Consider the following 11,941-nt stretch of genomic DNA (forward strand, 5'->3'; position numbering starts at 1 on the left):
TCAAAGATGAACCTAAATAACTCAAGCGTAGAGCAGATTGATGACAGGCAATTTCATCAATTAGGGAGCAATTTATTGCAATCAATCGAGCTAGCCCTAGAGGCTGCTGATGATGATCTGGATTTAGATTTAGATGTAGAGCGCCAAGGTGGGAGCGTAGTCAATATCCGTTTTAAGGATCGTAGCGTGATTGTGGTCAACACTCAGGCCCCATTGCATGAGATATGGGTTGCTGCTAAATCTGGTGGTTATCACTATCGTTGGGCGGGAACAGTTGCTCAACCCTTGTGGACTGATACTAAGACTGGCCGAGAGCTTTTGAGCGATTTATCTGCCTTTGCTAGCGCTCAAGCTGGCAAAACAGTGAAAATTACATTAATCAAATAAGTTTCAGTATCAAACTTATGCGGCACCAGTGGCCAAGAGAGTTTCGATCACTTGAGCATCTGGAACGCTCTTAATTTGCGCTTTGCCAATTTTTTCCAAAAGAACATAGCGAATTGATCCGCCCTCGGTTTTCTTGTCAACTTGCATCAATTCTATGTATCGCTCGGCGCCAAATTTTGGCGGCTCAACAGGCAAGTTCATCGAGCGAATAATCTTGCTCAGTCGCTCGAATTCCGCTTGGTTAATTTGCCCTAAGCGATAGGAGAGCTCCGCCCCCATTACCATTCCGCATCCAACCGCTTCCCCATGAAGCCATTGACCATAGCCCATGCCTGCTTCAATGGCATGACCAAATGTATGGCCAAAGTTAAGTGTTGCGCGAATGCCGCCTTCACGCTCATCAGCTGACACAACTGCTGATTTGATTTCACAGGAGCGAAGAACAGCATAAGCCATTGCATTTGTATCGCAAGCTAATAAAGCGCTTGCGTTAGCCTCAATCCAATCGAGAAAATGAGCATCTGCGATTGCACCATGTTTGATGACTTCAGCAAGTCCAGCTGAAAGCTCGCGTGCTGGTAAGGTTTTCAATGTATTGAGATCGGCAATCACAGCTACAGGTTGATGAAACGCGCCAATCATGTTTTTGCCTAGCGGATGATTAATACCTGTTTTCCCACCCACAGATGAATCAACTTGTGCCAGTAAGGTTGTTGGAACCTGAATAAAGCGAATCCCACGCATGAAGCTGGCTGCAGCAAATCCCGTCATATCGCCAATGACGCCCCCACCGAGTGCAATTAACATCGTTTGACGATCGGCGCCGAATTTCAATAAGTCATCAAAAATGAGTTGAAGGTGCTTCCAGTCTTTGTAGGACTCGCCGTCGGGCAAAACAATCTTATGAATTGGCTTGCCAAACTTTTCTAATGTCTTGGTGAGACGCTCTGCGTACAGTGGAGCAACCGTTGAATTGGTAACAATAAAAAGTGAGCTAGCTTTTTCGCAGGCATTAAATAATGCGCTTTGGTCAATTAAGTCCGCTCCAATGTAAATTGGATAACTGCGAGTGCCAAGATCAACTTCAAGTGTTTTCATAAATGTTTCAGGTTGAGAGTTCAAGCTGCATGATAAGTGTGTTGACCAATTGATTAACGCTTGGTTTACCAGTTTCAATCACATGGTCTGCAATTTCTCTATAGAGCGGATCTCGAATCGCATAGAGACTCTCAAGAATTCTCCTGGCATCCCCATTTTTTAAGAGTGGCCGTCCTTCCCCCCCTTTAGTGCGATGCCACAGTTCTATTGGATTAGCGTGGAGGTAAATGACCGTCCCACGCTCACTTAAACATTGGCGATTTTCTGGAAGAATAATTGCTCCACCTCCCGTAGCCAGTACAAGGTCAGTTTGAGCAGTAATTTCTTGAATGGCCTGTGCTTCCCGTTTACGAAAACCATCCTCACCTTCCATTTCAAAAATGACAGGGATTTTGACGCCACAGCGCTCTTCAATAACATGGTCGGCATCTAAAAAGCGCCGACCTAATTTTTTTGCAAGTAATTTTCCGACGGTCGACTTTCCGGCGCCCATGAGGCCGATAAGAAAGATATTGTTCGTCGAAGAGTTCACCTCTCGATTTTATTAGGGTTTATCTAATACGGTCGGAGTTAAGAAAACCAACAACTCAGTTTTGTTTTGGAGTGTGGATTTATGGCGAAATAACTGCCCAATCAAGGGAATATCGCCTAAGAACGGAATTTTGACCTCATCTTCTCGTTCTGTGGTTTGAAAAATTCCACCGATGATTGCTGTGCCGCCATTTTCTACGGTTACCTCCGAACTGAGATTTTTCGTGTCTATGGCATAGCCATGCTCTGTTTTCATGCCAACGGTATCTTTATTAATGCCAACCAGCATGGAAATTTTCCCGTCCGGGTGTATTTTTGGTAGCACCTCTAATCGCAAGTTGGCCTTTCTAAATTGCAATTTATTGCCATTTTGAGAGCTGGTTTGATAAGGAAGTTCGGTGCCCTGCTCAATGGTCGCTTTCACCTGATCCCCAGTCATGATGCGGGGGTTTGAGAGAATTTTACCTTGGCCATCGGATTCGAGCGATGAGAGTTCGATTTGTAGCAGTCTGCTGGCATTTCTGCTTACCAGTGTGGCCGCTAAGGTGGCAGGATTAAAGCCCCCCAAGCCTGCCCCAGCCAAATCGAGGTTAGCATTGATTTTTTGGTCTGGATTGGCGCCAATATGATTTGCCTCATAGCCCAGCTTAAGCCCTAGCTCCCTAGCAAACCGCTCATCAGCCTCCACTATTCTGGCTTCAATCAATATCTGCCTTGGGCTATTAATATGGTCACCCCCAAATGGCAATGCTGCGTCTTCCCTGCGAAATTTCTGAAATGCCTGAATTTCTGAATGCGGGCCAATCCAGTAAATATCGCCGTTACGGACAATGCGCAAACCCCTGCTGGCCAAAATGGAGTGAAGGGCGGTTTGCCAGCTGGTGTTGTTCAGACTCACAGAGATTGTTCCTCCAATAGTCTCGCTCAGTAGAAAGTTGGTTTGGCCTATTTGAGCCAAAATTTGGAGCAACTCAGTAAGTTCAATATTCTTAAATTGGAGGCTTACTGACCCGTGATTGAGGGTCTGGTCTTCGGAATTCTTAGCCTCAGGTGAGCTGGAAAAAATAAGCAAAAAAGCCAACCCCAGGATGGCTATCAAATAATTAAATTTTGTTTCTTTCATTAGTTCCTTGAGCTCTTCAAAACGATTGATTTCCCTTTTTCGTTTGACAGTGTGACTAGGTCTTTTTGGATATCGGAGATGCTCCAGCCGCCTAGGGCGCGACCCTCTTTTTGGAGTATCACCACCCCTTTACCGGTTTGAAAAAATGCCTGCTGGGAGTGGCCTTGCTGACTGCTGCCAAGGTAACGCCAGCGACGCAATTCCAATTCCTCGGGTGGTATCGTGGATTTGACAGGGACGGTTATATTTTGGGGTTTTATATTATTAGAGTGAATACTTACTTCTAATAAATCCATTTCCTGATATATGTCCTCTTGATTAATCTCCCAATCCTCCCGCAATAAAACCAGCTCTTTTTTGAGGGTCACAATTTGCGCTTCAAGCCCTTCAATATCCCCCTTTGAACTGGCTTTCATGGCCTCAAAGGCGAAAAAAAAGGCTGCTGCAAGGCCGCCAATAGTGATGGCTAAGAAGAGCAATTGGGTGGTTTTTGGGCTTTGTATTGGAAAATCAACAGAACTCCATCGCGCCTGTTTGGGATGATTTATTGGATCTGGTGGGGGCACCTGATGAGACGGATTTTTGCGAATTCCATGGGGGTCTGGGATGGCTGGGTCAGCTCCTAGGTCGCTCAAAATCTCATCGAAAGATTGGGGGGATATATGGCGTGTGGGCATCCCTACATTTTTAGGAATTGCTCGAATCTGGGCTATCGGAAAAGGTGGAATCGGGAGTAAGAAAATAAGGCTTTTAATGCTGTCCGAAAAGCGGGTATATCCCCCTATAATTCAATTCTATGGCTCTACCCCCAAAAGACAAGCCACCGCTTAATCGGCGGTTCATCCGACCTGCGGATAGGCGACCACGCCAACCTCATTCGGAGCCCGGGTCCTTTGCGTCTTCGGGAAGTAGCCCCCTAATCAAGGCGCTTTTGATTATTGGGGTTGCATTTGCCCTGATGTTTACCCTCCTGCTTGGGTATGCTTTTTTAATCGCCAAACCAAATTTGCCCAAGATTTCTGCTTTGGTGGATTACAACCCCAAAACCCCCTTACGTATTTATACGGCCGATAAGGTCTTAATTGGCGAGTTTGGCGAAGAGCGCCGCAAAGTCATTCCCTTGAATGAAATTCCCGTGATCATGCGCAATGCAGTGATTGCTACCGAGGATGATCGCTTCTATTCGCATGGTGGCGTTGATTACATTGGTGTTTTAAGGGCAGGCGTAGCTAATTTGCGGGGTCATTTAGCCCAGGGCGCATCAACTATCACAATGCAAGTGGCGCGTAATTTCTTTCTCAGCAATGAAAAAACCTTTAGCCGCAAAATCTATGAAATCCTCTTGGCCTGGGAAATCGAATCAGAGCTCAGTAAAGACAAGATTCTTGAGATTTATATGAATCAAATATTTTTGGGACAAAGGGCGTTTGGATTTGCCAGCGCCGCTCAGATTTACTTCGGAATTAATTTAAAAGATATTTCCATTGCCCAGGCAGCCATGTTGGCGGGTTTACCAAAGGCACCATCTGCATACAACCCTGTTACCAATTATCGTCGTGCCAAAATTCGCCAAGAATATATCCTGCAGCGTATGTATGAGCTTGGGTACATTACCCAAGAACAGTACCTCAAAGCGAAAACAGAAGAATTGCATATTCGGGGTTTAGGCAACGAGTTCAGCACACGTGCAGACTTTCCGGCAGAGATGGTGCGCCAATTGCTATTTAGTCAATATGGTGAGGCAATCTATTCGCAAGGTATCGATGTTTACACAACCATTCTGAAGGCAGATCAAGACGCGGCATATAAAGCGGTGCGTCGCGGAATTTTTGAGTATGACTTGCGTCATGCCTATCGCGGTCCTGAGGGCTTTATTAATTTGCCGGAGGATCCGGTAAAGCGTCAACGCGCAATTGATGAGGCTTTGCTTGCATATCCACAATTAGATGATCTTCAGTCCGGGGTAGTACTTGAAGCTAAATCTAAAGAGATGCAAGTGATGATCTCAACTGGGGATGTCATCACACTGAAAGGGGATGCATTGCGATTGGCTAGCGCATCTCTAACGGATAACGCCCAACCTAAAAAACGTTTACGTCCAGGTGCAGTAGTGCGATTGTTGGAGGTTGAGTCTGGTGTTTGGAAATTGGCCCAGTTACCCCAGGTAGAGGCTGCTTTTGTATCGGTTAATGCAGATAATGGCGCAATTCTCTCTTTGGTTGGTGGTTTTGATTTCCGTCGCAATCAATTTAATCATGTCACGCAAGCACTGCGTCAGCCAGGCTCCTCATTTAAGCCATTTATTTATTCCGCTGCGATGGAGAAGGGCTTCTCTCCAAGCACGATGGTTAATGATGCCCCCCTTTCTATTGGTAGTATGGAGACTGGAAGCTCCTCATGGGAGCCTAAAAATTACGATGGTAAATATGACGGCATGATGCGCTTGCGTACTGCGCTTGCGAAATCCAAGAATTTAGTCTCCGTTCGCTTGATTCGTGCAATTGGCCCTTCTTATGCGCAAGACTTTATTCAGCGCTTTGGCTTTGATCCTGAAAAGCATCCGCCATATCTCACTATGGCATTGGGCGCGGGATCGGTTACACCATTGCAAATGGCAACCGCTTACAGTGTTTTTGCCAATGGAGGATATCGAATAGATCCTTACTTGATTGAAAAAATGGTGGACTCTAAAGGCAATGTTTTATTTGAAGCCAAACCAGTGCGCGTGGGTGAAGATGCGCCGCGGGTATTAGATGCACGAACCGCATTTGTGATGGATAGTATGTTGCAGGAAGTAACTAAAACCGGAACGGCAGCGAGTGCGCGGGCAAAATTAGGGCGTAGTGATATTGCCGGAAAAACTGGTACAACCAATGACTCCCATGATGCTTGGTTTGCGGGCTACAACCCAAAAGTAGTTGCTATTGCTTGGATTGGCTTTGATAAACCGGAGAGTCTAGGCGATCACGAAACAGGTGGAGGATTGGCATTGCCAATGTGGATTTCTTATATGGGTACTGCATTAAAAGGTGTGCCACAAATTTCACGTGAAGCTCCTGCAGGAGTGTCTCAACTTGATGGTGATTGGTATATTCCAGAGTTTGCGCCCAATGGTGGTGTGCGCGAACTGCAATAGTTCGTATTTCCAATGGCACGGCAAGCGCGCACTGTCATTCCTGGCCAAGCAATGCATGTCATGGTTCGTGGCAACAACCGTGAAATACTCTTCTTTAAAGATGCCGATCGCAAGATCTATCTAGATTGGTTGAGAGAGGCTGCGCAACAATTTGCTTGTTCCGTTCATGCATTTGCCTTGATGCCCAATCATGTGCATTTATTGCTTACACCTCAAAATGAAGATTCCCTGGCAAAGACAATGCAGTCCTTGGGTAGGCGTTACGTCCAATACTTCAATCAGCAGCATCATCGTTCAGGCACTATTTGGGAAGGTCGTTATCGATCCTCTTTGGTTGACCCGGACTATTTTTTGCGCTGTCAGCGGTATATTGAGCTAAACCCGGTGCGGGCCGGATTTGAATCAGCACCGCAAGATTCTGGATGGACTAGTTTCGCAAATCATATTGGCCGCAATTCAGATCGATGGCTGGTTGATCATGAACATTTCTGGAAATTAGGCAATACGCCTTTTGAGAGGCAAATGGCGTGGGCTACTTTTGTAAAAGAGGGATCCCCCCATTGGGAGGATCGTCAGATTACTGAGGCCCTTATTCGGTCAAAGCCTTGGGTAAGTGACATTTATGCAAAAAAGCTCTTCAAGGATAAGCCGGAGTTAGCGCTGATTCGACATCGTGGCCGCCCTCGAAAATAATTGTTTAAATACAATCACTTGGAAATTTATTTGCCATCATGATGGGGTCTCTTTGAATGATTCACCATTCACTCTGTCCCCATTTATGAAATTCATTTTGGTGCGGATGTATTTTAAATGGGACAGAGTCATTTAATTTCTATTGCATCAGTATGGGTATTCACCTATATTAGATCTTCCAAAAGTAATTAGGCCAATGTCGCCACACGGAAATACTATGAATACACAAATGAATTCACAACTTCGTCCAATTGCTCAGGGCCTTTATGACCCGCAAAATGAGCATGATGCATGCGGCGTTGGATTTGTAGCGCACATCAAGGGTAAAAAATCCCATGAGATTGTTGCTCAAGGTTTAAAAATTCTTGAGAACTTAGATCATCGGGGAGCAGTTGGCGCTGATGCATTGATGGGGGATGGCGCTGGTATCTTGATTCAGATTCCAGATAAGTTGTACCGTGAAGAAATGGCTAAGCAAGGAATCACACTCCCACCATTTGGTGAATACGGCGTGGGGATGATTTTCTTACCTAAGGAGCATGCTTCCCGTTTGGCTTGCGAGCAAGAATTAGAGCGTACAGTTCGCCTGGAGGGGCAAGTGGTATTGGGATGGAGAGATGTTCCGGTAGATGTAAAGCTACCCATGTCTCCAACAGTACGTATGACCGAGCCATTTATTCGTCAGATCTTTATTGGGCGTGGCCGTGACATCATGACAACTGATGCTTTAGAGCGCAAGTTGTATGTCATTCGTAAAACAGCAAGTCATGCTATTCAAGACTTACATTTGAAGCATGGCAAGGAGTACTTTGTTGCTTCAATGTCTGCACGTACGATTGTGTATAAAGGTTTGCTCTTGGCAAACCAAGTCGGCGCTTACTATGACGACTTACAAGATTCGCGTACCGTTTCTGCGCTTGCTTTGGTACACCAACGCTTTTCAACAAATACATTCCCTGCCTGGGAGTTAGCGCATCCATATCGAATGATTGCGCATAACGGTGAGATTAATACTGTCAAGGGCAACGTCAATTGGGTCAATGCTCGTGAAGGTGCGATTAGTTCGCCAGTATTGGGTGATGACCTGAAAAAACTGTGGCCCTTAATTTATCCTGGCCAATCAGACACAGCTTGTTTTGATAACTGCCTTGAATTATTGGTAATGTCTGGCTATCCACTTGCACAAGCCATGATGATGATGATTCCTGAGGCATGGGAACAGCATGCCTTAATGGACGATAACCGTCGTGCCTTCTATGAATATCATGCGGCCATGATGGAGCCATGGGATGGCCCTGCTGCAATGGCATTTACTGATGGTCGTCAAATTGGCGCGACCCTGGATCGCAATGGTTTAAGACCTGCTCGCTACTATGTGACTGATGATGATTTGGTCATCATGGCATCTGAGGCGGGCGTACTGCCGATTCCTGAAAGCAAAATCGTTCAAAAATGGCGCTTGCAACCTGGCAAGATGTTCATGATCGACATGGAACAGGGCCGTATTATTGATGACGTCGAATTGAAGAATGCAGTCTCAAAAGCCAAGCCATATAAGAGCTGGATTGATGCAGTCAGAGTAAAGCTCGATGAGGTGGATGCAAGCAAGGCAGACCTGATTGATGAAAAAACCAATATTCGTCCAGCGGCTAAATTGCTAGATCGCCAACAAGCTTTTGGATATACCCAGGAAGACATCAAGTTCTTGATGGCACCAATGGCCATGAATGGTGAGGAGGCGATTGGTTCGATGGGTAATGACAGCCCATTAGCTGTCCTTTCTAACAAGAATAAGCCGCTTTATAACTATTTCAAGCAATTGTTTGCGCAGGTAACCAATCCTCCGATTGATCCGATTCGCGAAAACATGGTCATGTCTTTGGTCTCGTTTATTGGGCCCAAACCTAATTTGCTCGATACCAACAATATCAACCCTCCAATGCGCTTGGAAGTAAGCCAGCCAATTTTGGATTTTGATGACATTACAAAAATTCGTCACATTGGTCATTACACCAACGGTAAATTCCGCTCATACGAGCTCGATATTTGCTATCCAGCAGCATGGGGTAAAGCGGGTATCGAGGCGCGCTTAGCTTCTTTATGTGCACAAGCTGCCGATGCAGTGCGTTCCGGTTACAACATTTTGATCGTCAGCGATCGTCAAGTCGATCGAGAGCATGTTGCAATTCCGGCATTACTGGCAACTTCTGCGATTCATCAGCACTTGGTACAAAAAGGCTTGCGAACCAATGTTGGCTTGGTGGTGGAAACTGGTAGCGCACGTGAAACGCATCACTTCGCATTGCTTGCTGGTTATGGCGCTGAAGCCGTGCATCCTTACCTCGCCATGGAAACATTGGCTGAGATGGCTAAGGGCTTGCCTGGTGATTTATCGCCAGAAAAAGCAGTCAAGAATTTTGTCAAAGCGATTGGCAAGGGTCTGCAAAAAGTCATGTCAAAGATGGGTATCTCGACTTACATGTCTTATACCGGCTCACAAATTTTTGAGGCGATTGGTTTAAATCGCGATGTGATTGATCAGTACTTCACCGGTACTCCTTCTAACGTTGGTGGTATTGGTGTATTTGAAGTGGCTGAAGAAGCGTTGCGTATGCACACTTCAGCATTTAGTGATGATCCAGTTTTGGAGGACATGCTCGATGCTGGAGGCGAATACGCCTTCCGTATTCGTGGTGAAAATCATATGTGGACTCCAGATACGATTGCCAAGCTGCAGCACTCTACTCGCATGGGTTCAGATAAAGGCTATCAGACCTATAAAGAGTACGCCAATCTGATTAATGACCAAACCAAGCGTCAAATGACTTTGCGTGGTTTGTTTGAGTTCAAGATCGAGCCAAGTAAAGCAATTCCTTTGGATGAGGTTGAGTCTGCCAAAGAAATCGTCAAACGTTTTGCAACCGGTGCGATGTCATTGGGTTCAATTTCAACTGAGGCACACGCTACCTTAGCTATCGCTATGAACCGTATTGGCGGTAAGTCGAATACAGGTGAGGGTGGTGAAGATCCGCATCGTTATGTTAATGAGCTCAAAGGCATTCCGATTAAGAAGGGTGAAACGTTAGCTAGCATCTTGGGTGATGATGTTGTTGAAGCAAATATACCTTTGCTCGACGGCGACTCCTTGCGCTCCAAAATTAAGCAGGTCGCATCTGGACGTTTTGGTGTGACTACTGAGTACTTGCGTTCTGCTGATCAGATTCAGATTAAGATGGCTCAAGGCGCTAAGCCTGGAGAAGGTGGTCAGCTACCTGGCGGTAAAGTTTCCGATTACATTGGTAAATTACGTTTCTCAGTTCCGGGAGTGGGCTTAATTTCTCCTCCTCCGCATCATGATATTTACTCGATTGAAGACATTGCTCAATTGATTCATGATCTTAAGAACGTCAATCCTGCGGCAGACGTTTCAGTGAAGCTTGTATCTGAAGTGGGTGTTGGCACCATTGCTGCTGGTGTTGCAAAGGCAAAAGCGGATCATGTGGTGATTGCTGGTCATGACGGTGGAACAGGGGCGTCGCCTTTGTCCTCCATCAAGCATGCTGGTTCACCATGGGAATTGGGTCTAGCTGAAACACAGCAAACTTTGGTTCTTAATGGTTTGCGTAGCCGTATTCGTGTGCAGGCCGATGGTCAAATGAAGACCGGTCGTGATGTGGTGATTGGTGCCTTATTGGGCGCTGATGAGTTTGGATTTGCCACAGCACCTTTGGTCGTTGAGGGTTGCATCATGATGCGCAAGTGTCATTTAAATACATGCCCGGTTGGCGTTGCTACACAAGATCCAGAGCTGCGCAAAAAATTCTCTGGTAAGCCAGAGCACGTAGTGAATTTCTTCTTCTTCATTGCTGAAGAGGTACGCGAGATCATGGCGCAATTGGGTATTCGTAAATTTGATGACTTAATTGGGCGCGTTGATTTGCTCGATACCCGCAAAGGTATTGAGAACTGGAAAGTACATGGCTTAGATTTCAGCAAAATTTTTGCAGCACCTCAAGTTGCAAGTGATGCTCCGCGTTATCAAATTTTGACCCAGGATCACGGTCTAGGAAACGCCCTAGACAATATCTTGATCGAGAAAAGTGAGCCTGCTTTAGAGCGTGGCGAAAAGGTCTCGTTCATTGTTCCTGTAAAGAATGTGAATCGCACTGTAGGCGCTATGCTTTCAGGAGAGCTTGCTCAGCGTTATGGCCATGCAGGTTTACCTGATGACACGATTCATATTCAATTGAATGGCACGGCTGGACAAAGCTTTGCTGCCTTCTTGGCGCGTGGCATCACCTTAGATTTGGTGGGCGACGGCAATGACTATGTCGGCAAAGGTTTGTCTGGTGGCCGTGTGATTGTGCGTGCCCCTCACGAATTCCGTGGTGATACTGCTCAGAACATTATTGTTGGCAATACTGTTCTCTATGGAGCCATCAGTGGAGAAGCCTTCTTCAATGGCGTTGCTGGCGAGCGTTTTGCTGTTCGTAACTCTGGCGCCACTACAGTTGTTGAAGGTACTGGTGATCATGGTTGCGAATACATGACCGGCGGCACGGTAGTAGTTCTTGGTGCAACAGGTCGTAACTTTGCTGCAGGTATGAGCGGCGGTATTGCTTATGTCTATGACGAAGATGGCTTATTCGCTAAACGCTGCAATACCAGTATGGCCACACTTGAAAAAGTATTGCCATCAGCCGAGCAAATCGCCAAGGTTCCTCAATCTGAGTGGCACGCTCCGCTTGATGTGAAAGATGGTGGTGAGCGCTTAACTGATGAGCAAATTTTGAAGAGCTTGATTGAGCGTCATTTCCGTCACACTGGTTCTGAGCGTGCCAAAGCCTTGCTGGCCGATTGGGAAAATGCACGTAGCCGCTTTGTAAAGGTATTGCCAACTGAGTACAAGCGCGCCTTGGGTGAGTTGTGGGAAAAAGCCCAAAACAAAACCGTTGCTGCTTAATCAATATAAA

The 11,941-nt window shown here is 46.1% G+C and carries 8 protein-coding genes; 4 read left to right on the plus strand and 4 right to left on the minus strand.

Features of this window, described 5'->3' with window-relative positions; translation table 11 throughout:
- Positions 1–6 precede the first annotated feature (6 nt).
- Entirely contained in the window at positions 7–387 is a 381-nt protein-coding gene (cyaY, locus tag BOQ04_RS10030) for an iron donor protein CyaY (RefSeq protein WP_083657599.1), read from the plus strand.
- Positions 388–402: 15 nt separating this feature from the next.
- On the opposite strand, the gene aroB is transcribed toward cyaY, so the two are convergent.
- Genes aroB through BOQ04_RS10050 form a run of 4 tightly spaced genes read right to left on the minus strand, consistent with a single transcriptional unit; the run spans position 403 to position 3,774 of the window.
- A complete protein-coding gene (gene aroB, locus BOQ04_RS10035; protein WP_076024567.1) occupies positions 403–1,485 on the minus strand; it encodes a 3-dehydroquinate synthase in 1,083 nt (360 codons plus the stop codon).
- A gap of 7 nt (positions 1,486–1,492) precedes the next feature.
- Positions 1,493–1,978 (minus strand): shikimate kinase, encoded by a 486-nt coding sequence (locus tag BOQ04_RS10040; protein ID WP_076024568.1) that lies wholly within the window; start codon positions 1,976–1,978, stop codon positions 1,493–1,495.
- 51 nt (positions 1,979–2,029) lie between these two features.
- Positions 2,030–3,139, minus strand: coding sequence for a secretin and TonB N-terminal domain-containing protein (locus BOQ04_RS10045; RefSeq protein WP_083657588.1), 1,110 nt, complete (start codon positions 3,137–3,139; stop codon positions 2,030–2,032).
- Entirely contained in the window at positions 3,139–3,774 is a 636-nt protein-coding gene (locus BOQ04_RS10050) for a hypothetical protein (RefSeq protein WP_158025495.1), read from the minus strand. Before BOQ04_RS10050 ends, BOQ04_RS10045 begins: the two co-directional genes overlap by 1 nt.
- A 323-nt stretch (positions 3,775–4,097) precedes the next feature.
- Between BOQ04_RS10050 and BOQ04_RS10055 the strand changes: the two genes are divergently transcribed.
- The 3 genes from BOQ04_RS10055 (at position 4,098) to BOQ04_RS10065 (ending at position 11,931) form a co-directional block, all read left to right on the plus strand.
- A complete protein-coding gene (locus BOQ04_RS10055; RefSeq protein WP_233126763.1) occupies positions 4,098–6,275 on the plus strand; it encodes a penicillin-binding protein 1A in 2,178 nt (725 codons plus the stop codon).
- A gap of 12 nt (positions 6,276–6,287) precedes the next feature.
- A complete protein-coding gene (locus BOQ04_RS10060; protein ID WP_076024571.1) occupies positions 6,288–6,968 on the plus strand; it encodes a transposase in 681 nt (226 codons plus the stop codon).
- A gap of 229 nt (positions 6,969–7,197) precedes the next feature.
- A complete protein-coding gene (locus BOQ04_RS10065) occupies positions 7,198–11,931 on the plus strand; it encodes a glutamate synthase-related protein (protein ID WP_425334242.1) in 4,734 nt (1,577 codons plus the stop codon).
- The last annotated feature ends 10 nt before the right edge of the window (positions 11,932–11,941 follow it).

Origin of the sequence: Polynucleobacter sphagniphilus (genome assembly GCF_001953355.1) — a bacterium.
In the GTDB taxonomy this organism is placed as follows: Bacteria; Pseudomonadota; Gammaproteobacteria; order Burkholderiales; family Burkholderiaceae; genus Polynucleobacter; species Polynucleobacter sphagniphilus.